We start from the raw sequence: 19,995 nt of genomic DNA, 5'->3' as shown, positions 1-19,995 counted from the left end.
GGGTGAGTGCGGTCGGCCGCGATGGCGCCGCGGGCTGTCGACGGATCGGCCACGGCGGCGCCGCGAACCACCATCGGCCGAGCGGAGCGTCAGCCCAGGGCCGACTTCACCGCGTCCGCCAGGCGGCCCGCCACCGAGCGGGCCTGCTCGATGTCGGCGGCCTCGACCATGACCCGGACCAGCGGCTCGGTGCCCGAGGGGCGGAGCAGGACGCGGCCGGTCTCGCCCAGCTCGCGCTCCGCCTCGGCGACGGCCGCGGCCAGGTCGGCGCTGGAGGCGACGCGGGACTTGTCCACGTCGGGGACGTTGATCAGCACCTGCGGCATGCGCTCCATGACGGCCGCGAGGTCGGCCAGGGTACGGCCGGTCGCGGCCACGCGGGCGGCCAGCAGCAGACCGGTGAGCGTGCCGTCACCGGTGGTGGCGTGGTCGAGAACGATCACATGCCCGGACTGCTCGCCGCCCAGCGCGTAGCCGCGGGTCTTCATCTCCTCCAGGACGTAGCGGTCCCCGACCGCCGTCTGGACCAGGTCGACGCCCTCCCGCCGCATGGCCAGCTTGAAGCCGAGGTTGGACATCACGGTGCCGACCACGGTGCCCTTGCGCAGCTCGCCCGCCTCGCGCATGGCCAGGGCCAGGACGGCGAGGATCTGGTCGCCGTCGACCTCGCGGCCGGTCGCGTCCACCGCGAGACAGCGGTCGGCGTCCCCGTCGTGGGCGACACCGAGGTCCGCCCGGTGCTCCACGACGGCGGCCTGGAGCCGGGCGAGGTGGGTGGAGCCGTAGCCGTCGTTGATGTTGACCCCGTCCGGGTCGGTGCCGATCGTCACGACCTCGGCCCCGGCCCGCGCGAACGCCTCCGGGGAGACCCGGGCGGCGGCGCCGTGCGCCCCGTCGATGACGATCTTGAGGCCGTCGAGCCGGTTGGGGAGGGCACCGACCAGGTGGGACACATAGGTGTCGAAGCCCTCGTCGTACTCCCGGACCCGGCCCACCCCGGTGCCGGTCGGCCGGTCCCAGGGCTCACCGGAGGCGTGGGCGCGGTACGTGGTCTCGATGCGGTCCTCGAGCTCGTCGGCCAGCTTGTGGCCGCCGCGGGCGAAGAACTTGATCCCGTTGTCGGGCATCGGGTTGTGGCTCGCGGAGAGCATCACCCCGAGGTCCGCGTCCAGCGCCCCGGTCAGATGCGCGACGGCCGGCGTGGGCAGCACGCCGACCCGCAGCACATCCACCCCGGCGCTGGCCAGCCCCGCCACCACGGCCGCTTCCAGGAACTCCCCGGACGCTCGCGGGTCCCGCCCGACCACCGCCACCGGTCGATGGCCCTCGAAGGTTCCCGCCTCGGCGAGCACATGCGCCGCCGCTACCGACAGGCCAAGCGCCATCTCAGCCGTCAGATCGGCGTTCGCGACGCCGCGCACACCATCCGTACCGAAGAGTCGTCCCACTGGTGTCCTCCGAAGTTACGAGCTGGGGGGCTGAAGTTTGCTTGTAGGTATACGCCCCCCGGTGGCGATAGCCGAACGCCCCGGAGGCACAGGTGGTGCCGCCGGGGCGTTCGGGTGAAGCAGCGGTGTCGCGATGGGCGTCAGCGCTTGCTGTACTGCGGCGCCTTGCGGGCCTTCTTCAGACCGGCCTTCTTACGCTCGGTGGCGCGGTCGTCACGGGTCAGGAAGCCGGCCTTCTTGAGGGGGCCGCGGTTGTTGTCCACGTCCGCCTCGTTCAGCGCGCGGGCGATGCCCAGGCGCAGCGCCCCGGCCTGACCGGAGACGCCGCCGCCCGAGATGCGGGCGATGACGTCGTAGCGGTCGTCCAGCTCGAGCACCTTGAAGGGCTCGTTGACTTCCTGCTGGTGGACCTTGTTGGGGAAGTACTCCTCGAGCGTACGCCCATTGATCTTCCACTGCCCGCTGCCCGGCACGATGCGGACGCGCGCCACGGCGTTCTTGCGGCGCCCGGTGCCGGCGGCCGGCTGCGGGTCACCGAAGCGGGAGGCGAGCGACTCGGAGGTGTACTCCGACTCGACCGTCTCGACGCTCTCGGTGGTGTACTCCTCGACGTCGAGGGGAACCTCGGCGGGGGTCTCGACAGGGGTCTCGGCGGTGGTCTCGGCCACGATGCTCCTCAGATTCTCTTCGTCGTAAGGGGTGGCCGGACTACTGCGCGACCTGGGTGATCTCGAACGGGACCGGCTGCTGAGCGGCGTGCGGGTGCTGGTCGCCCGAGTACACCTTCAGCTTCGAGAGCATCTGACGGCCCAGGGTGTTCTTGGGAAGCATGCCCTTGATGGCCTTCTCGACGGCCTTCTCCGGGCTCTTCGCCAGCAGCTCGTCGTAGCGGATGGAGCGCAGGCCACCCGGGTAGCCGGAGTGGCGGTACGCCATCTTCTGGGTCCGCTTGTTACCGGAGAGGTGCACCTTGTCGGCGTTGATGATGATGACGAAGTCACCAGCGTCGACATGAGGTGCGTACACCGGCTTGTGCTTGCCCCGCAAAAGGGTGGCGGCCTGAGAGGCCAGACGGCCCAGAACCACGTCGGTGGCGTCGATGACGTGCCACTGACGCTGGACGTCGCCGGGCTTGGGGCTGTACGTACGCACGGTCGTAGCCTTCGCTTCTTCAGTGAGTGGAGTCTCCCCGGGTCCGCGAGGACCGGGAGGACAGGTCCGGACAAGGCCACCCGGACGATCACGACAGCCCTGGCCGCACATCGGTGACGCATCCGAGTGCCTGCCGCTGGTCATCGGCCCGGTGGACCGGCGTAACGGCCTCTCACGTGAGAACGAGCAAGCCAATACGCATAACGAACTGGCAGAATACCGGCCCGCCCCCACGCGGGTCAAAACGCCCCCGCGCTCACGGATGGGTCCGTCGACCGCGTCCGAGCGCGGTCCGGGTCAAAACGCCCGCGCCCCGCGGACGGGGTTCCCGACGCGGACCGGTCGCGGGCCGTGCCCGGTGCGCGGCGTCCCGCCGGTGGGTCCAAAGCGTCACCCGGCCGGTCTAAGATGCGCGCCATGAGCTATGGGCAAGGGGGGCCTTACGGGCCCGGGGGGCCTCAGCCGCCCCAGCCGTCGACACCGGACTGGTCGGCGCTCGCCGACCGGTCCGCCGCGCGCAACCGCCGCCGCAAGCTGCTCTTCATCGGCGGCGGGGCGCTGGCCACCGCCGCCGTCGCCGCGATCGTCGCCACCGCCGTGATCAGCAGCGGCCATAAGGACAACGGCGGCGGCGACTCGTCCGGCGGGCTGCCCACGCCCCAGGACCTCCCCAGCGAGTCGGCGGCGCCAGAGCCCACGTTCTCCGATGTGGCGCCGCCCGCGCCGCCGAAGCCGCTGGACATCATCTCCAGCGCCCGGCGGGACAAGGCGCCGCTGAGCCCGGCCACACTCTTCCCCGAGAAGAGCGCCGCGAAGGACGACCGCTCCTACGCCAAGGCGGCGACCGCCTCGACGACCAGCTGTGCCGCCGCCACCCAGGGGGCGCTCGGCTCGGTCCTGGTGAACAACGGATGCCGCAAGCTGCTCCGGGCCACGTTCTCCCGGGACGGCGTCGCGGTGACCGTCGGCGTCGCCGTCTTCGACGGCAAGGCGGCGGCCGAGAAGGCCAAGGACCAGTACAAGCCCAATATCGCCTCGCTCTCGGGCGGGGACATCCCGGCCTTCTGCCGCCGTACGGCCTGCCAGAGCTCGGCGAACGCGATCGGGCGGTACGCCTACTTCACGATCTCCGGCTATGCGTCGGGCAAGGCCGTCACGGCGTCGGACACCGCCGCCCTCCAGGCCGGCCGCGATGTGGCCGACTACACCTTCCGCCGCATCCTGGCCCGCGGCAGCACCCAGGCGTCGGCGGAGGCGGCCGCCACCAACGGAGGCTGAGTTGTCGGGCGGGGGCCGCCGGGCAGAGGCCGCCAGGGCCTCCCCGCCCGTCGCGCTATAACCGCGCTCCGCGCTCCGCGTTCCGTTACGACGCGGCCCCCGCGTTCCGCTACGACGCGGCGCCCCGCGTCGCCTTCTCCACCTTCGCCACCTGCGCGGACACCAGCTCGGCCGGGATCTCGGACTTCGTGGGGTCCGCGATGTTCACCCCGAAGAAGACCGTCACCTGCGCCCCGGTCCGCACGACCGTGAACTTGATGACGGCCTTCTCCTTGCCCGCGTCATGCAGGCTGAAGGCCACCGCCTCATCCCCGGCCTTGGGCGCGTCCAGCGATGTCACCTTCTTGACGTCCGCCTTCTCGCCCGAGCCGTCCTCGGCCGGGAATCCGCCCTGGCAGGCGGTCACGGCCTCGCGCAGGTCCTTCACCGTCCGCTCGGCGTCGCCCGGTCCGTAGGAGGAGATCCGGATCAGGCCGGTGCCGCCGACCCGCGCCTTGGTGAGGTCGGTGGCGTAGGCGCGGTGGACGCTGGCCTCGGGCGCCGGGTCGTACCGGGTGCCCATCAGCGCGGCCAGCGGCTGGCATTGGGCCTTCTGGGACTTGGCGGAACCGCCCTCGTCGACCTCCTTGTCCGTCATCTTCTGGACCTCGAGCCCCTTGACCTCACCGTTGGTCAGGGCGGCCTTCGCCAGGGCGGATTCGGACAGCGGCTTCCCGGCCGGGGCGGTGCTCGCGGCGGCCTTGTCGCCCTGCTCGGCGCCGCCGGACTGCTTGGCGCCATCGGCCTTGCCGTCGCCGGAGTCGCTGCCGCATCCGGTCATCAGCCCCAGCGCCGCCACCACCGCGACGGCCGCGCCCACGGCCCGTTTCGCACCGGACTCGTTCATTCCTCTGTCCACCCCTGGTCGATATCGGGCCCGTACGGCCACCGCACGGACACCCCGCAGACTCCCAGAACACCGGGAGGGTTGTAATCCCTTTCCCAAATGTGGTGGATCCCATATCACCACACGCATAAGCAACCTTCGGCGCCCTGACCAGTCTTACCGACCGATCGGTCCTTACTGACTCCATACCGGCATCACACCGGCCCCATATCGGCCCAATGCAGCATGGTTCGGAGCCAGAACACAGCACGGCTTCGGAGGGGAGGGCACGTCGCGGCAGTTCAGCGCCGCCGCGCGTACATCACCGTGAAGATTTCTTTCCTGCTCCACAACGCCTATGGCATCGGCGGCACCATCCGGTCGACCTTCAATGTGGCCGGGGCGCTCGCCGATCACCACACCGTGGAGATCGTCTCCCTGATCCGCACCATCGACGCCCCGAACCTCCCCCTCCACCCCGCCGTGCGGCTCAGACCCCTGATCGACCTGCGCCCCCGCGAGGACTCCGGGCCCGCCGGGCGCGGGGCCACCGACCTCGGCCATCCGCTGCTGACGCGGCCCAGCGCCCATATCCCCGCCGCCGAGGCCAGGGGTACCACCAACTTCAACGCCCTCACCGATGAGCGCGTGGCCGACCACCTCGACCGCACCGACGCCGATGTCGTCATCGCCACCCGCCCCGGCCTGGTCATCTATCTCGCCGCGCTCGGCCGCACCGGCCGCTTTCTGCGGATCGGCCAGGAGCACCGGCTCCACGGCACCCACCGCGCCGAGATCCGCGCCGCCTGCGACGCCGCCATACCCCACCTCGACGCGTACACCTCCGTCTCCGAGGCCGACGCCGCGACCCACCGGGCCCATCTCCCCGGTGTCACCACCCGGCTGACCGCCTTGCCCAACGGCGTGCCCGCCACCGGGATCGAGCCCTCCGACGGCCGCGCCAAACTGGTCGTGGCCGCGGGCCGGCTGATCCCCGTCAAGCGCTACGACCTGCTGGTGGCCGCCTGGGAGACGGTCGCCGCCAAACACCCCGACTGGCGGTTGCGCATCTACGGCCGCGGCCCCCAACTCCCCGCGCTGCGCCGCCAGATCGACGAGCTCGGGCTGTCCGGGCACATCACGCTCATGGGCGCCCACTCCCCCATCGAGACCGAGTGGGCCAAGGGCGCGATCGCCGCCGTCACCTCCCGCGAGGAGTCCTTCGGCATGACGATCGTGGAGGCGATGCACTGCGGGCTGCCGGTGGTCGCCACCGACTGCCCGCACGGGCCGGGCGAGATCATCACCGATGGCCGGGACGGTCTGCTGGTGCCGGTCGGCGACTCCGACGCGATCGCCAAGGGGCTGCTGACCCTGATCGAGGACGATGAACTGCGCCGCTCGATGGGCGAGGCGGCCCGTATCTCGGCGCGGCGGTACGCACCCGAGCGCGTGGCCGCCGCCTACGAGCGGCTCATCGAGGAACTCCACACCGCCCGCTCCACCGCGGCCCCGGCCCACCGGCGCCGTACGGCAGCGCCCTCGTGGGGCAAGGCGGCCGGGGCGCCGCTGGCCTCCACCCTCAAGGGCGCGGTCAAGCAGCTGATCCGCAGGCCGCTGCGGCCCGTCGGGTCCTGCCGGGTCACCGCCGAGGGCAATCTGTCGGTACTGCTGGAGCCGACCGACCTGCACGGCGAGCTCGAACTGACCGTCACCCGCCGGAGGAGCGACGAGACCCCCTTCCGCGTTCCGCTGCTGCCCCCGGCCGACGCCGGGCCGTCCGCGCCCTGGACGGCCACGCTCGACCGGGCCACGCTCGACCTCGCCGAGGGCCGCTGGGATCTGCATGTGGTCCGCCCCTCCGACGGCGTCCGCCGCCGGGTGGGGTGCCGCTTCGCCGAGGGGCGCGGGCTGCTGGGCCTGGAGCCGCTGCCCGGCTCCCCGTTCACCTGGTGGATCCCCTACCCCACCGTCGACGGCTATCTCGCGCTGCGCGCCTGGCGGCGCCCGGCCCACGCCGAGGCCCGGGTGATCCGCATGGACGCCGAAGGGCTCGCGGTCGAAGGCACCCTGCACGGGGCGCGTTTCGGACCCGACGCGGCCCCGACCGCGGTGGCCACCCCGTCCCGGGGCCCGGCCCGCCCGTTCCTCACCGGGGTCACGGCGCTCGACGGCGGCCGGTTCCGCTTCACCGTGCCGTACGAGCGGATCGAGCAAGCCCGTGACGGCGATCAGGGCACCGCCGTCTGGACCCTGACGCTCCATAAGTCCACCGGGAGCGAGACCCCCATCCGGATCGGCCGGATCGTGGGCGACATCGTGGACCGCGACAAAACGGACCTCTTCCCGGTCACCCACGGTGTCCGGCCCCAGCTCACCCGCACCAATGACCTCTCCATCACCTCCCTCCCCACAGGGAATTGAGGGACTTGGGTCATAGGTGCGGTGTTTGCCGCGGAGATCACCGGTAACACTCGGTGATAACAGCCTCGAGCGAGGGAAATCTCTGCGGAAGGCATGACGATGTCAACAGTCACGCTCATCATCCTGGTGGCGGCCCTGGCCGCCATGGCCGGCCTGGTGATCGCCCCCTCGGTGCGGCAGGGCCGCAAGGGCGATCTGCCGGTCCGGAGCCTGCCCTCGGAAGCCAGGGAGCAGTACGCGGCACGGTGGGCGGGCCTCCAGGAGCGGTTCGTCGACTCCCCCGGATGGGCGCTGCGCGAAGCCGACCGGCTGCTCGGCGCGTTGGCCGTCGACCGCGGCTATCCGGCCGAGTCCGACGAGAAGCGGATGGACGCGCTGTCCGTCCGTCACCCCCGGGAGATCGAGGGCTACCGCCGGCTGCACGCCATGGCGGCGCGGATGAACCACGGTGAGGGAGCCGAGGCCGCCACCGAGCGGATGCGGGAGGCGCTGGTCGCGGCGCGGCCCCTGTTCGAGCAACTGGTCCGCGCACAGCCGCATGACGAGCGCCCGCTCCCGCCCCCGGTCCCCCGTCAGCGGGACCTCGAGCGGGGCCGCATCCCGCGGCAGCGCCTCGGCCCGGCCGCCGATCACTGACCGGTGAGCCGCACCGCCAGCGCGAGGGTGTCATCCGGATGCAGGATCACCGTGTGCATCTCCTCCGCGATGGCGCCGGGGACCTCCTCGATCGGGCTCTGAAGGTGCTTGTGCGCCGCCTCGACCAGGCGCTTCTCACCCTCGATCGGGTCCCGGCGGCTCTCGGTGAGACCGTCGGTGTAGAGCAGGAGGAGGTCCCCGGGGGCCAGCCGCTCGGTCAGCGGCGTCTCGCTCCCGGGCAGCGGAAAGCCGATCCCGCGCCCCCGGGCCTCCAGATACCGGGCCGCCCCGTCGCGGCGCAGCAGCAGCGCGGGCGGATGGCTCCCGTTGGCCAGCCAGAGCTCACCGGTGGCCGGATCGATGCGGGCGAGCTGCACGGTGGCCATCACGGACCGGTCGAAGGGGCGCAGGATCTCGTCGGTGCGGGCCACGATCGACTGGAGGCGATGGCCCTCCAGGGCCAGGGTGCGCACCGCGTGGGTGACGTTGAGCGCGCTGCGCGTACTGGTCACCCCATGGCCCAGCGCGTCCACGATGGTGATGTGGACGGTGCCGTCGGGCAGCACGAACCAGTCGTACAGATCCCCGCCGGTGGGCGCGTCGGTGCCGGCCGGCGCGTAGTGCACGGCGAGTTCGAGCCCGTCGGCCTCGATGGGCGGCGGGCGCAGCGCGTCCTCCAGCTCGCGCAGGGTCTGGCCGTGCGCGGTGCGCAACTGCTTGTCCCGCTCGTCGAGCTGGACGTAGAGCGCGAGCACCCCGCTGTTGGTCTCCGCGAGTTCGTCGTTGAGGCGGCGGTGCTCGGCGGTGAGCGCGTCGGCGGCGGCCACGACGGCGCGCAGCTCCTCCGCGGCGAGGGCCTCGTCGCCGGGCGCCTCTTCAGTGGCGTCCACCGCGGTCACGACCGCGGTGGACGCGGGTGGGGCCGCCGGGAGGCGCCAGACCACCTCCTCCCCGGTCACCGCGTCGGGGGCCATCGGGAGGTCCGCCGCCGATGGACCCGTATCGCCCGGCGTGCGCAGCACCACCGTGAGCAGCCCCTCGTCCGGGTCGTACGCCCACTCCAGAACGGTCTCCCGCCCGGCGCGCAGCGCCGCCCCGGCGGCCTCGGCCGCGGACAGCACGAGGCGCGCCCGGACCGCCGGGTCCAGGGCGTGCTCCCGTGCCAGCGCCCGAACGGCCCGGCTGAGCCCGGCCGTCGTGGCGCAGGTGAGGTTCCTCGTCGTCATGGAAGCCTTAAGGGGGACCTGGCCGCGAGGACCGTGGCGTCGTCGCGGACGCGGCGATGGCCATGGGCGAGTGCGGCGGACAGCAGGGGCGGCGGAAGGCGGAGCACGGAAGGGGGCGGGTCGAGTGCCCAGCGGGCGTCGATCCCGTCGCTGTGCAGCACCGCCGTGGCGCCCTGGGGCAGCGGGAAGCCGTGGACGCGCGGGGTGGGCATGCCCCAGCCGACGATCCCGGGCTGCCCGGTCAGCCGGTGCTGGACGCCGTCGGGGGTCAGGGCGAGGGCGCGGATGTTGCCGATGCCGCAGTAGTCGGCGTGATCGGCCCGCAGCCGCAGCAGCCCCACGGCCGCCCCCCGGGTGTGCCGCAGGGCCCGGTTCATCCGGTTGAGCACCTCCGGAAGCGGCCGGTCGGGGTCGGCGTGGAAGGTCCGCAGCGCCGCCTGGGCCGCCTCGGCGGCGGGCCGGCCGTGGCCGAGGCCGTCGAGGACGGCAGCGGTGCGGGCGGCGTCCGTGTCGACGATCGCGCGGGCGTCGCCACAGCTCTCCTCCCCTTCGGCGGGCAGACATACGGCCCCCGCCCCCTGCCACTCGGGCCGCTGCTCGCCCGGCGCGGTGAGGCGGGCGCAGGCCCAGGTGCCCGCGTCGGCGCCGCCCGTGCTGCGGATGGTGAAGTGGGTCGCCATCCGCTTGACGGCGCCGAGCCCGACGCCCAGCGTTCCGGCGGTGGTGTAGCCGTCCGCCAGACAGCGCTCGGGGTCGCGCATCCCGGGGCCCCGGTCGGCGGCGAGGATCTCCACCCCCCGGCCCAGCGGCAGCGGCTGGACGTAGAGCGTGCCGTCGCTGGCGTACTTGTCCAGGTTGGTCGCCAGCTCCGAGGCGATCACCGCCGCCTGATCGGGCAGCGCCCCCGGCAGCTCGCACTCCCGGGCCACCTCACGCGCCGTCTCGGCGGCCAGGTGCACGGCGCTGTGGTGGTCGACGCGCACCTGTGCGGTGGGCGCCGTGAACGTATGGATCACCAGGCCAGCCAGCGGGTGACGACCACCACCGTGCCCTCGCCCGGACCGGTGCGCACGGTGAACTCGTCCATCAGCCGCCGCGCGCCGCCCAGTCCATGGCCCAGCCCCGCGCCGGTGGTGAAGCCGTCGGTGAGCGCCGCGTCGAGGTCCACGATGCCCGGCCCCTCGTCCTTGACGATCAGCCGCAGCCCCCGCCGCCCACGGGGATCGCGCGGATACTCCAGGGTCACCGTGCCACCGCCCCCGTGGACGAAGGCGTTACGGGCGAGCTCGCTGGCGGCCGTGACCACACGGGTCTGGTCCACCAGGCCGAAGCCCACCTCGACGGTGGCCGCGCGCACCGCGTGGCGGACCGACAGCAGGTCCTCCTCCGTGCGCACCGGATAGGAGGCCGGCGCGGGCGGGCGCCGGTCCTCCGTCAGCGCGGGCCTCTTGGCCCCGCGGGAGGCGAGGATGGATTCACCGGGCAGTGCCACGTCGGGCCCCTTCCAGGGGCTGCGGGGCCTGACGCCACCCCAGCGCGGCCAAGCCCTGCTCCGGATTGAGTGCGGTCTCCACACCGACGAGCTCGATCCCCAGCTCGACCAGGGTGATCGCCACCGGCGGTCGCATCCCGGCCACGATCACCCGGGCCCCCAGCAGCCGGGCCACCGTGGTCAGCTCCATCAGCGTCCGGGCCACGAAGGAGTCGATGACCTCCAGCCGGGAGATGTCGATGAGCACCCCACGGGCGCCCTCGGCCGAGATCCGCTCGGTCAGCTCCTCGGTGAAGGCGATGGCGGCCCGGTCGTCGAGCTCATTGAGCAGGCCGGTGACCAGGACATCTCCCAGTCGCAGAATGGGAACACCGGGCGAGCGATGACCGGTCACCGACCGTCTCCTTCGTCACCGTCGGGACCGGGCCCGTCGATCAGCTTGATCGCGGCGGCCAGCGCGTCGGCCAGCGTCCCCCGCGTGAGGATGGTGGACAGATCGATGCCGAGCTGGGCGATGGTCTGGGCGATCGAGGGGCGCACCCCGCTGATCACACAGTCCGCGCCCATCAGCCGCACCGCGTTGACGGTCTGCATCAGATGCTGGGCGACGGCGGTGTCCACCGTCGGCACACCCGTGATGTCGACGATCGCGACCAGCGCCTCATGGTCCTGGATGGCCTGGAGCAGATTCTCCATCACCACCTGGGTCCTGGCGGTGTCCAGCGTGCCGATCAGCGGCACGGCCAGCACCTGCCGCCACAGCCGCACCACCGGTGTCGACTGCTCCATCAACTGCTGGCTCTGCCGGCGGATGATCTCCTCCCGGCCCTCCACATACGTCTCGAAGGACAGCGCCCCCGCCACATCGAGCAGCCGGTTCATGAAGACGGCCGAGGCGAACAGCTCCTCGGCGTCCCGGGTGTCCCGCTGCACCGCCTTGAGCAGCGCCTCCTTGAGCGCGAGCACCGCGAGCGAGGTCGCCGTGGGCGTGGCCCCGGCCCGCGCCCGGCGCAGGGAAAGCCCGACCACGGCCTCGTGCAGCCCCGGGGTGGAGGTCACCACACGGTCCACCGGCACCCCGCTGTGAAGGCCCGGGACCAGCGCCTCGATCAACGCGTCGGCCTCCTCGCGGAGTTCGGCCTCGCCGATGTCGGTGTCGAGCAGGGCCTGCTCCATTTGCAGCTCGACCCACCGATCGGCGATCTCCTCGCCGCGTTCCTGGAGCGCCCTGGTCAAGCGCTCTCGCACAGCGGCCTCGCTGGTACTCACGCGGATCCCTTCGCGGTCGGCGACCGTTGTCGGTTGGCAAATTTTATCGATCTTCCGGTGGCCCCGGAAGCCGCATCATGCCGATCGCCGTGCCGCCTTGACTCCTGTCGCCCAGTCGTTACCGCACACGATGCGCGTGGCGGGTACCCCGCGATCGACGGCCCCACACCCGCCCGGTTCAGCAGCAGCCGGAAATCGCCGTCGCGCCCGGCAGGGAGCGCTTGTTGCGGGACTCCCGGTTACGGGCGGCGAGTTGGCCGTCGGCCGGATAGCCGACCTCCTCCAGGGTCAGGCCATGGGGCCGGACCACATGGACGGCGGAGTCGCGCACTCCCGCGGCGAGCACCTTGGCCGGCCAGTCCGGGGAGCGGTGTCCGTCGCCCACGAAGAGCAGGGCGCCCACCAGCGAGCGCACCATGTTGTGGCAGAAGGCGTCCGCCCGCACCGTGGCCGTGATGACACCGTCCGCCCCGCGCGCCCACTCCAGCCGCTGGAGGGTGCGGATGGTGGTGGCGCCGTCCCGCTTCTTGCAGTACGCGGCGAAGTCGTGCTCGCCCAGGAGCCGTTCGGAGGCCGCGTTCATGGCGGCCACGTCCAGCGGCCAGTCGTGCCACAGCACATGGCCGCGCAGCAGCGGATCGACCCCGCCGGGGTGGTCGGTGACCCGGTAGGCGTAGCGCCGCCAGATCGCGGAGAAGCGGGCGTTGAACCCGGGCGGGGCCTCGGCGACCTTCCAGACCCGTACGTCATGGGGCAGCCGTCCGGCCAGCCGCCGCAGCAGCTTGTCCCGGTGCTCGGCCCACAGCTCCTCGGGCAGATCCACATGCGCCACCTGGCCCCGGGCGTGGACCCCGGCGTCGGTGCGGCCCGCGACGGTCAGCTCGAAGGTCTCCGAAGAGCGCGTCACCGTCCGCAGCGCACCCTCCAGTTCGCCCTGTACGGTGCGCCGCTCGCGCTGCTTGGCCCAGCCCGAGAACTCCTGGCCGTCGTAGGCCAGATCCAGCCGGACCCGTACGAAACCGGGCGCCGCCTCGTCACTCACCCAACCGTTCCTCTCCATGCGGAACGGGCCCGCTCCCAGGATCTGGGGGCGGGCCCGTCCGTGTGAACGAAAGCCGTCAAGGCGCCTCAGGCGTCCTTCGACTCCTCGGCCGGAGCCTCGGCCTCGGCCGGAGCCTCGGCGGCCTCGGCAGCCGGGGTCTCCTTCTTGAGGTCCGCGACGGCCTGGTCACCGGCGGCGTCCTTGGCGGTGCGCTTGGTGGCCGCCTCCGCCTCGCCGACGGCCTCCTGCTGCACCGTCAACGCCTCGACCAGCTCGATGACCGCCATCGGGGCGTTGTCGCCACGACGGTTACCGATCTTGGTGATGCGGGTGTAACCACCCGGGCGGTTCTCGTAGCGCGGCCCGATCTCGGTGAAGAGAGTGTGCACAACGCTCTTGTCGCGGATGGTCTGGAGCACCAGACGGCGGTTGTGAAGGTCGCCCTTCTTCGCCTTGGTGACCAGCTTCTCCGCGACCGGGCGCAGGCGTCGGGCCTTCGCCTCGGTGGTGGTGATCCGGCCGTGCTCGAACAGCGCGGTGGCGAGGTTCGCCAGCAGAAGCCGCTCGTGCGCAGCGCTGCCGCCCAGACGGGCGCCCTTGGTGGGCCTCGGCATGTCTATCTCCTAGATGTCTGCACCGGCCGTATCAGGTACCGGTGTCAGTGAACAAAATCCAGCCTGTCCGGCGATTGAGGACAAGACCTCAGCCACAGCGGACCAGCAGGTTCTAGTACTGCTCGGTCTCGACGAAACCCGCATCCGCGTCGTCGTCGGCGCCGAAGGCGTCAGCGGCGGCGGTCGGGTCGAATCCGGGCGGGCTGTCCTTGAGCGCCAGGCCCATCCCGGCCAGCTTCGCCTTGACCTCGTCGATCGACTTGGCGCCGAAGTTCCGGATGTCGAGCAGGTCCGCCTCGGAGCGCGCCACGAGCTCACCCACGGAGTGGATGCCCTCGCGCTTCAGGCAGTTGTACGAACGGACGGTGAGCTCGAGCTCCTCGATCGGCAGCGCCAGATCGGCGGCGAGGGCGGCGTCCGTCGGGGACGGGCCCATGTCGATGCCCTCGGCGTCCACATTGAGCTCGCGGGCCAGGCCGAACAGCTCGACCAGGGTCTTACCGGCCGACGCCATGGCGTCGCGCGGCCGCATGGCCTGCTTGGTCTCGACGTCGACGATCAGCTTGTCGAAGTCGGTGCGCTGCTCGACACGGGTCGCCTCGACCTTGTAGGTGACCTTGAGCACCGGCGAGTAGATCGAGTCGACCGGGATCCGGCCGATCTCCTGGCCGACCTGCTTGTTCTGCACGGCGGAGACATAGCCGCGACCGCGCTCGACGGTCAGCTCCATCTCCAGCTTGCCCTTGCCGTTCAGCGTGGCCAGGACCAGGTCCGGGTTGTGCACCTCGACACCGGCCGGCGGGGCGATGTCGGCGGCGGTGACCAGACCCGGGCCCTGCTTGCGCAGGTACATCACAACCGGCTCGTCGTGCTCGCTCGAGACGACCAGCTGCTTGATGTTGAGGATCAGGTCGGTGACGTCCTCCTTGACGCCCGGCACGGTGGTGAACTCGTGCAGGACCCCGTCGATCCGGATGCTGGTGACAGCCGCACCGGGGATCGAGGAGAGGAGCGTACGACGCAGGGAGTTTCCGAGGGTGTAGCCGAAGCCCGGCTCCAGCGGCTCGATCACGAACCGGGAGCGGAACTCGTCGACGACCTCTTCGGTCAACGAGGGACGCTGAGCGATCAGCATGGGTTTTGCCTCCAGTCTCCGGCGCCCGCTATTTGACGCCGAACCCTTTAATGGTACGGGCGGTACGTGCCAAACGGCTCCGTACCGCCCGAACCTCACATCAGCCGGCTGCGCCGGCGAGCCTCGCTACTACTTGGAGTAGAGCTCGACGATCAGCTGCTCCTGCACCTGGGTGTCGATCACCTGGCGCTCGGGCATGGAGTGCACGAGGATCCGCAGCTGCGACGGAATGGCCTCCAGCCACGCCGGCACCGTGCGCTCGCCCGCCTCGGCCTGAGCCACCTGGAAGGGGGTCAGGGTCCGGGACTTCGGACGTACCTCGATGATGTCGTTCACGGTGACGCGGGCCGACGGGATGTCGGTCTTGCGGCCGTTCACATTGATGTGGCCGTGGCGGACCAGCTGACGGGCGTGGTCGCGGGACTTGGCGAAGCCGGCCCGGTAGACCACGTTGTCGAGGCGGGTCTCGAGGATGCGAAGAAGGTTCTCACCGGTCTTGCCGGTCTTCTTGTTCGCCTCCGCGTAGTAACCACGGAACTGCTTCTCAAGGACACCGTAGATGCGGGTGGCCTTCTGCTTCTCACGGAGCTGAAGGAGGTACTCGCTGTCCTTGGTGCGCCCGCGACCGTGCTCACCCGGGGGGTAAGGACGGATCTCGATCGGGCACTTCGCGCTCTCGCACTTGCTCCCCTTGAGGAAGAGCTTCTGCTTCTCCCGACGGCAACGCTTGCAGTCGGCCCCGGTGTAACGCGCCATTGTTTGTGTTGTCTCCTACTTCAGCCGGTCAGACGCGCCGGCGCTTGGGCGGGCGGCATCCGTTGTGCGGAGTCGGAGTGACGTCCTGGATCGACCCCACCTCCAGGCCGGTGGCCTGGAGCGAGCGGATCGCGGTCTCACGGCCGGAGCCCGGACCCTTGACGAACACGTCGACCTTGCGCATGCCGTGCTCCTGCGCGCGGCGGGCGGCCGACTCGGCGGCCATCTGCGCGGCGAACGGAGTGGACTTGCGCGAGCCCTTGAAGCCGACGTGGCCGGCCGAGGCCCAAGAGATCACGTTCCCGGTCGGGTCGGTGATCGAGACGATGGTGTTGTTGAACGTGCTCTTGATGTGAGCGTGCCCGTGGGCGACGTTCTTCTTTTCCTTGCGGCGCACCTTCTTGGCGCCGGCCGTCCTGCTCTTCGGAGGCATTCCTGAATTCTCCCGTGGAGGTGGTCGGTCCTACAGCACGGACCGCTTGTCAGCGTCCGGTGCGGACTACTTCTTGCCCGGCTTCTTCTTACCGGCGATGGCGCGACGCGGGCCCTTGCGGGTGCGGGCGTTGGTGCTGGTGCGCTGGCCGTGGACCGGAAGGCCGCGGCGGTGGCGCAGCCCCTGGTAGCAGCCGATCTCGACCTTGCGACGGATGTCGGCCTGGATCTCGCGACGGAGGTCACCCTCGGTCTTGATGTTGTTGTCCACATACTCGCGGATCTTGACCAGGTCCTCTTCGCCCAGGTCGCGAACGCGGGTGTCCGGGTTCACGCCGGTGTTGGCGAGCGTCTGCTGGGCAAGGGTGCGACCGATGCCGAAGACGTAGGTGAGGGCGACCTCGACGCGCTTGTCGCGCGGGAGATCAACGCCTGCGAGGCGTGCCATGAATCTGGCTCCAGATGGTTGTCGGAGGTCTTCCGCAGCACCACTCCCGGCCGGGCGGGCCGGGTCCCCGGCCTCCGACCGGGGGTGTCGCTCCCGAGACACCGTAGAAACGTCGTAACGGCGCCAGGGGAACGGGTGACTGCGTATGTACGTTCAGTTATGCGTCGCGCGAAGATTGCTGCGAATGGTGCAGGTCTGCGGCCGGCGTACGTCAGCCCTGGCGCTGCTTGTGGCGCAGGTTGTCGCAGATGACCATGACCCGGCCGTGGCGGCGGATCACCTTGCACTTGTCGCAGATCTTCTTGACGCTCGGCTTGACCTTCATGGGTGTGAGGTTCTCCGGGTCGTGAGATCTACTTGTAGCGGTAGACGATCCGTCCGCGCGTGAGGTCGTACGGAGACAGCTCCACGACGACCCGGTCATCGGGCAGGATGCGGATGTAGTGCATACGCATCTTGCCGCTGATGTGCGCGAGGACCTTGTGACCGTTCTGAAGCTCCACCTTGAACATCGCGTTCGGCAGAGACTCGATCACGGTGCCCTCGATTTCGATGGCGCCTTGCTTCTTGGCCATGTCCTGCTTTCGGGATCGGCTACCTTGATCGGCTCGCGACATGCGGGAGGGCATGCGAGAGCCGACGTGTCAGTCTACGTCAGGGCATCCCGAAACACGAATCCGAGGCATCATGCCCCGATTTTGAGATCTTTATGCCCTCGGGGGCGTCAGCCCAGCGGGTCCGGCGCGGTCTCCACGCCCAGCTCGGCCAGCTTGGCCTTGCCGCCGTCCACGGCGGTCAGCACCAGCGGGCCCGCCTCGGTCAGCGCGACCGAGTGCTCCCAGTGGCTCGACCAGGTCCCGTCGTCGGTCTTGACCGTCCAGTCGTCGGACAGTACGTGCGTCTTCGCGGTGCCCAGGCTCACCATGGGCTCGATCGCGATACAGAAGCCGGTGACCAGCCGGGGGCCCTTGCCGCGCTTCTTGGAGACGTAGTTCAGCAGATGCGGGTCCATATGCATCTGGCTGCCGATGCCATGGCCGCCGTAGTCCTCGATGATCCCGTACTTGCCGGAGGCCGGGCGGGGCTGGCGGCGGATGTAGCCCTCGATCGCCTTGGAGATGTCGACGAGCCGGTTGCCCTTGCGGACCGCCGCGATCCCGGCCCACATCGACTCCTCGGTGACCCGGCTGAGCTCGTGCAGCTCCGGAGCGTGGCCGGTGCCCACGAAGACCGTGAAGGCGGCGTCGCCGTGCCAGCCGTCCACGATCGCGCCCGCGTCGACGGAGATGATGTCGCCGTCCTTCAGGACGGTCTCCCGGTCCGGGATGCCGTGCACCACGACATCGTTCACGGAGGTGCAGATCGTGGCGGGGAAGCCGCCGTAGCCCAGGAAGTTCGACTTGGCGCCGTGGTCGGCGAGGACCTTACGGGCGACGTCGTCCAGGTCCTTGGTGCTGGCGCCGGGGACGGCCGCCGCCCGCGTCGCCTCATGGATGGCGGCGACGACCAGCCCCGCCTCACGCATCTTCGCGATCTGCTCGGGGGTCTTGATCTCCACCATCACTCAGCCTTCCGCGGTTCATACACGTATCTGCTCAACAGTACGGCCGCGATGCCCCGGGCGGGGCATCGCGGCCGGTCAGCTGTGGGTCCCTAGGCCGCCTTGGCGGCCAGGGCGTCCATCGCCCGCTGGGTGACCTCGGCCACCTTGCCGAGCGCCGAGATCGTCACCACCAGGCCCTTGGCCTTGTAGTAGTCGATGATCGGCTCGGTCTCCCGGTGGTAGACCTCGAGGCGCTTGCGGACCGTTTCCTCACTGTCGTCCTCGCGCTGGTACAGCTCGCCGCCGCAGGTGTCGCACACGCCCGGGACCTTCGACGGCTTGTACTCCACATGGAAGGTGTGCGAGCTGTCGTTGCGACAGGTGCGACGGCCCGCGATGCGCTTGATCACCTCGGACTCGGGGACCTCCAGGTCCAGCACCGCGTCCAGCGAGACACCGCGCTCCGCCAGATAGGCGTCCAGGGCCTCGGCCTGGATCTGGTTCCGGGGGAACCCGTCCAGCAGAAAGCCCTGCTCCGCGTCCGGCTGGTCCAGCCGGTCCTCCGCCATGCCGATCGTGACCTCGTCCGGCACCAGCTGCCCGGCCCGCATGTACTCCTGCGCCTGCTTGCCGAGGGAAGTGCCTTGGCTGATGTTCGCGCGGAACAGGTCGCCTGTGGAGATATGCGGGATGGACAGCTTCTCGGCGAGGTACGCGGCCTGCGTACCCTTGCCGGCTCCCGGAGGTCCGACGAGGACGATTCGCATCAGCGGAGGAACCCTTCGTAGTGTCGCTGCTGAAGCTGGCTCTCGATCTGCTTCACAGTCTCCAGGCCGACACCCACGATGATCAGGATGCTCGTGCCGCCGAACGGGAAGTTCTGATTGGCGTTGAGCGTCACCAGCGCCACCGTGGGCACCAGGGCGATCAGGCCCAGATAGAGCGCACCGGGCCACGTGATGCGGTTCAGCACGTAGCTCAGATACTCCGCGGTGGGACGACCAGCCCGGATACCCGGGATGAACCCACCATACTTCTTCATGTTGTCGGCAACTTCTTCGGGGTTGAAGCTGATGGCGACATAGAAGAATGCGAAGAAGACGATCAGCAGGAAGTACGTGGCGATGTAGATCGGGTGGTCGCCCTTGACGAAGTTCTGCGAGATCCAGGTCGCCCAGCCGGCCTTCGAATTGGAGAACTGGACGATCAGCGCCGGAATGTACAGCAGCGATGAGGCGAAGATCACGGGAATCACACCCGCCTGGTTCACCTTCATCGGGATGTAGGTGGACGTACCGCCGTACGAACGACGGCCGATCATGCGTTTGGCGTATTGCACGGGGATCCGGCGCTGGGCCTGCTCGACAAAGACCACCAGGCCGACCATGGCCAGACCACAGAGGATCACCAGGCCGAACTCCAGCCAGCCGCCCATGATCTTGCCCTGCTGCTTGATGCTCCACATCGCGCTCGGGAAACCGGCGGCGATCGAGACGAACATCAGGATGGACATGCCGTTGCCGATGCCGCGGTCGGTGACCAGCTCACCGAGCCACATGATCAGCGCGGTACCGGCGGTCATCGTGATGACCATCACAGCGGTGGTGAAGATCGAGTCGTCCCGGACGATCTGACCGCCGACCGGGCAGCTCTGGAAGAGCGAACCACTGCGGGCGGTGGCGACGAGTCCGGTGCCCTGGAGAATCGCCAGCGCGATGGTCAGGTAGCGGGTGTACTGCGTGATCTTCGCCTGACCGGATTGGCCCTCTTTCTTGAGGGCCTCGAGACGCGGGATCACCACGGTCAGCAGCTGAAGGATGATACTCGCCGTGATGTACGGCATGATCCCTAGCGCGAAGATGGTGATCTGGAGCAGTGCGCCACCACTGAACATGTTGACCAAGCCGAACAGCCCCTGCTGGCCCTTGGCGAGGTCCATGCACGTCTGGACGTTCTTGTAGTCGATGCCCGGGATCGGGATGTGTTGCCCGAGCCTGAACAGCACGATGATGCCCAGAGTGAACAGCAGCTTCTTGCGCAGGTCGGGCGTCTTGAACGCCCGGGCGAACGCGGTGAGCACGGTGCCTCCTGCGCCCCCCGCGTGCTTGCGCGAGAGGTGACGGTCTTGAGGATCGACGAATACTTATCAGCCAGCACCCGCGCGAGACGTACCGCGCGGAAGGTAACAACGCACGCCACCTTACCGGCGACCTGGCCCCGCTTGGAACGACCAAC

At 70.1% G+C, this 19,995-nt stretch carries 23 protein-coding genes; 3 read left to right on the top strand and 20 right to left on the bottom strand.

The window, feature by feature from the left end:
* Window positions 1–89 precede the first annotated feature (89 nt).
* The 3 genes from glmM to rplM all read right to left on the bottom strand — a co-directional run bounded on the left by glmM (window position 90) and on the right by rplM (window position 2,600).
* Window positions 90–1,448: a phosphoglucosamine mutase gene (glmM, locus tag AB0E24_RS20620; protein WP_093705773.1), complete on the bottom strand. Its 1,359-nt coding sequence runs from the start codon at window positions 1,446–1,448 to the stop codon at window positions 90–92.
* A gap of 140 nt (window positions 1,449–1,588) precedes the next feature.
* Window positions 1,589–2,116, bottom strand: a complete 528-nt coding sequence (gene rpsI, locus AB0E24_RS20615; protein ID WP_069865172.1) for a 30S ribosomal protein S9 — start codon at window positions 2,114–2,116, stop codon at window positions 1,589–1,591.
* 40 nt (window positions 2,117–2,156) lie between these two features.
* Window positions 2,157–2,600 carry a 50S ribosomal protein L13 gene (gene rplM, locus AB0E24_RS20610; RefSeq protein WP_069865174.1) on the bottom strand — a complete coding sequence of 148 codons (444 nt, stop codon included), beginning with the start codon at window positions 2,598–2,600 and terminating at the stop codon, window positions 2,157–2,159.
* A 417-nt stretch (window positions 2,601–3,017) separates the two neighbouring features.
* Here rplM and AB0E24_RS20605 point away from each other — a divergent pair, with 417 nt between their 5' ends.
* Window positions 3,018–3,878 carry a hypothetical protein gene (locus AB0E24_RS20605; protein ID WP_069865176.1) on the top strand — a complete coding sequence of 287 codons (861 nt, stop codon included), beginning with the start codon at window positions 3,018–3,020 and terminating at the stop codon, window positions 3,876–3,878.
* A 109-nt stretch (window positions 3,879–3,987) separates the two neighbouring features.
* On the opposite strand, the gene AB0E24_RS20600 is transcribed toward AB0E24_RS20605, so the two are convergent.
* Window positions 3,988–4,764, bottom strand: a complete 777-nt coding sequence (locus tag AB0E24_RS20600; protein ID WP_069865178.1) for a hypothetical protein — start codon at window positions 4,762–4,764, stop codon at window positions 3,988–3,990.
* 306 nt (window positions 4,765–5,070) lie between these two features.
* Between AB0E24_RS20600 and AB0E24_RS20595 the strand changes: the two genes are divergently transcribed.
* Entirely contained in the window at window positions 5,071–7,167 is a 2,097-nt protein-coding gene (locus tag AB0E24_RS20595) for a glycosyltransferase family 4 protein (RefSeq protein ID WP_359378734.1), read from the top strand.
* Between the two features lie 99 nt (window positions 7,168–7,266).
* Complete coding sequence (locus tag AB0E24_RS20590) at window positions 7,267–7,803, top strand: hypothetical protein (protein WP_099014561.1); 537 nt, start codon at window positions 7,267–7,269, stop codon at window positions 7,801–7,803.
* Here AB0E24_RS20590 and AB0E24_RS20585 read toward each other — a convergent pair.
* From AB0E24_RS20585 to secY, 16 genes are all read right to left on the bottom strand, one after another.
* Window positions 7,797–9,029 (bottom strand): PP2C family protein-serine/threonine phosphatase, encoded by a 1,233-nt coding sequence (locus tag AB0E24_RS20585; RefSeq protein WP_069865182.1) that lies wholly within the window; start codon window positions 9,027–9,029, stop codon window positions 7,797–7,799. The two genes, AB0E24_RS20590 and AB0E24_RS20585, sit on opposite strands and share 7 nt — an antisense overlap.
* Complete coding sequence (locus AB0E24_RS20580) at window positions 9,026–10,045, bottom strand: SpoIIE family protein phosphatase (protein ID WP_359378730.1); 1,020 nt, start codon at window positions 10,043–10,045, stop codon at window positions 9,026–9,028. Before AB0E24_RS20580 ends, AB0E24_RS20585 begins: the two co-directional genes overlap by 4 nt.
* Window positions 10,042–10,467: an anti-sigma regulatory factor gene (locus AB0E24_RS20575; RefSeq protein WP_069865640.1), complete on the bottom strand. Its 426-nt coding sequence runs from the start codon at window positions 10,465–10,467 to the stop codon at window positions 10,042–10,044. Before AB0E24_RS20575 ends, AB0E24_RS20580 begins: the two co-directional genes overlap by 4 nt.
* Before the next feature lie 37 nt (window positions 10,468–10,504).
* Entirely contained in the window at window positions 10,505–10,915 is a 411-nt protein-coding gene (locus AB0E24_RS20570; protein WP_069865185.1) for an STAS domain-containing protein, read from the bottom strand.
* Window positions 10,912–11,790 (bottom strand): STAS domain-containing protein, encoded by an 879-nt coding sequence (locus tag AB0E24_RS20565; RefSeq protein WP_069865187.1) that lies wholly within the window; start codon window positions 11,788–11,790, stop codon window positions 10,912–10,914. The genes AB0E24_RS20570 and AB0E24_RS20565 overlap by 4 nt, the downstream gene beginning before the upstream one ends.
* 178 nt (window positions 11,791–11,968) lie before the next feature.
* Window positions 11,969–12,832, bottom strand: coding sequence for a tRNA pseudouridine(38-40) synthase TruA (gene truA, locus AB0E24_RS20560; protein WP_359378726.1), 864 nt, complete (start codon window positions 12,830–12,832; stop codon window positions 11,969–11,971).
* Between the two features lie 86 nt (window positions 12,833–12,918).
* Window positions 12,919–13,446 (bottom strand): 50S ribosomal protein L17, encoded by a 528-nt coding sequence (gene rplQ / locus AB0E24_RS20555; protein ID WP_069865191.1) that lies wholly within the window; start codon window positions 13,444–13,446, stop codon window positions 12,919–12,921.
* A 112-nt stretch (window positions 13,447–13,558) separates the two neighbouring features.
* Window positions 13,559–14,581 (bottom strand): DNA-directed RNA polymerase subunit alpha, encoded by a 1,023-nt coding sequence (locus AB0E24_RS20550; RefSeq protein WP_009715858.1) that lies wholly within the window; start codon window positions 14,579–14,581, stop codon window positions 13,559–13,561.
* A 129-nt stretch (window positions 14,582–14,710) separates the two neighbouring features.
* Window positions 14,711–15,337, bottom strand: coding sequence for a 30S ribosomal protein S4 (gene rpsD / locus AB0E24_RS20545; RefSeq protein ID WP_044571646.1), 627 nt, complete (start codon window positions 15,335–15,337; stop codon window positions 14,711–14,713).
* A 28-nt stretch (window positions 15,338–15,365) separates the two neighbouring features.
* Window positions 15,366–15,770, bottom strand: a complete 405-nt coding sequence (gene rpsK, locus AB0E24_RS20540) for a 30S ribosomal protein S11 (protein WP_009715860.1) — start codon at window positions 15,768–15,770, stop codon at window positions 15,366–15,368.
* Between the two features lie 66 nt (window positions 15,771–15,836).
* Window positions 15,837–16,217 carry a 30S ribosomal protein S13 gene (rpsM, locus tag AB0E24_RS20535; RefSeq protein ID WP_030835145.1) on the bottom strand — a complete coding sequence of 127 codons (381 nt, stop codon included), beginning with the start codon at window positions 16,215–16,217 and terminating at the stop codon, window positions 15,837–15,839.
* Window positions 16,218–16,428: 211 nt separating this feature from the next.
* Window positions 16,429–16,542 (bottom strand): 50S ribosomal protein L36, encoded by a 114-nt coding sequence (gene rpmJ / locus AB0E24_RS20530; protein ID WP_003956441.1) that lies wholly within the window; start codon window positions 16,540–16,542, stop codon window positions 16,429–16,431.
* Between the two features lie 28 nt (window positions 16,543–16,570).
* Entirely contained in the window at window positions 16,571–16,792 is a 222-nt protein-coding gene (gene infA, locus AB0E24_RS20525; RefSeq protein WP_003956442.1) for a translation initiation factor IF-1, read from the bottom strand.
* Window positions 16,793–16,941: 149 nt separating this feature from the next.
* Window positions 16,942–17,778: a type I methionyl aminopeptidase gene (gene map / locus AB0E24_RS20520; protein WP_069865193.1), complete on the bottom strand. Its 837-nt coding sequence runs from the start codon at window positions 17,776–17,778 to the stop codon at window positions 16,942–16,944.
* Between the two features lie 92 nt (window positions 17,779–17,870).
* Window positions 17,871–18,527 (bottom strand): adenylate kinase, encoded by a 657-nt coding sequence (locus AB0E24_RS20515; RefSeq protein WP_069865195.1) that lies wholly within the window; start codon window positions 18,525–18,527, stop codon window positions 17,871–17,873.
* Entirely contained in the window at window positions 18,527–19,840 is a 1,314-nt protein-coding gene (gene secY, locus AB0E24_RS20510) for a preprotein translocase subunit SecY (protein WP_069865197.1), read from the bottom strand. The genes AB0E24_RS20515 and secY overlap by 1 nt, the downstream gene beginning before the upstream one ends.
* Window positions 19,841–19,995 lie beyond the last annotated feature (155 nt).

The organism is Streptomyces malaysiensis subsp. malaysiensis (assembly GCF_040653035.1).
Taxonomy (GTDB): Bacteria; Actinomycetota; Actinomycetes; order Streptomycetales; family Streptomycetaceae; genus Streptomyces; species Streptomyces malaysiensis.
Note: the sequence above shows the minus strand (reverse complement) of the source record. Positions and strands in the feature narration are given on the sequence as shown.

Coding starts and splice junctions, on each gene's coding strand:
- rpsK (WP_009715860.1), bottom strand. CDS start 15,770: ATGCCTCCGAAGAGCAGGACGGCCGGCGCCAAGAAGGTGCGCCGCAAG.
- rpsM (WP_030835145.1), bottom strand. CDS start 16,217: ATGGCACGCCTCGCAGGCGTTGATCTCCCGCGCGACAAGCGCGTCGAG.
- AB0E24_RS20605 (WP_069865176.1), top strand. CDS start 3,018: ATGAGCTATGGGCAAGGGGGGCCTTACGGGCCCGGGGGGCCTCAGCCG.
- AB0E24_RS20550 (WP_009715858.1), bottom strand. CDS start 14,581: ATGCTGATCGCTCAGCGTCCCTCGTTGACCGAAGAGGTCGTCGACGAG.
- map (WP_069865193.1), bottom strand. CDS start 17,778: ATGGTGGAGATCAAGACCCCCGAGCAGATCGCGAAGATGCGTGAGGCG.
- AB0E24_RS20515 (WP_069865195.1), bottom strand. CDS start 18,527: ATGCGAATCGTCCTCGTCGGACCTCCGGGAGCCGGCAAGGGTACGCAG.
- rpmJ (WP_003956441.1), bottom strand. CDS start 16,542: ATGAAGGTCAAGCCGAGCGTCAAGAAGATCTGCGACAAGTGCAAGGTG.
- rpsD (WP_044571646.1), bottom strand. CDS start 15,337: ATGGCGCGTTACACCGGGGCCGACTGCAAGCGTTGCCGTCGGGAGAAG.
- AB0E24_RS20600 (WP_069865178.1), bottom strand. CDS start 4,764: ATGAACGAGTCCGGTGCGAAACGGGCCGTGGGCGCGGCCGTCGCGGTG.
- rplQ (WP_069865191.1), bottom strand. CDS start 13,446: ATGCCGAGGCCCACCAAGGGCGCCCGTCTGGGCGGCAGCGCTGCGCAC.
- infA (WP_003956442.1), bottom strand. CDS start 16,792: ATGGCCAAGAAGCAAGGCGCCATCGAAATCGAGGGCACCGTGATCGAG.
- AB0E24_RS20585 (WP_069865182.1), bottom strand. CDS start 9,029: ATGACGACGAGGAACCTCACCTGCGCCACGACGGCCGGGCTCAGCCGG.
- AB0E24_RS20590 (WP_099014561.1), top strand. CDS start 7,267: ATGTCAACAGTCACGCTCATCATCCTGGTGGCGGCCCTGGCCGCCATG.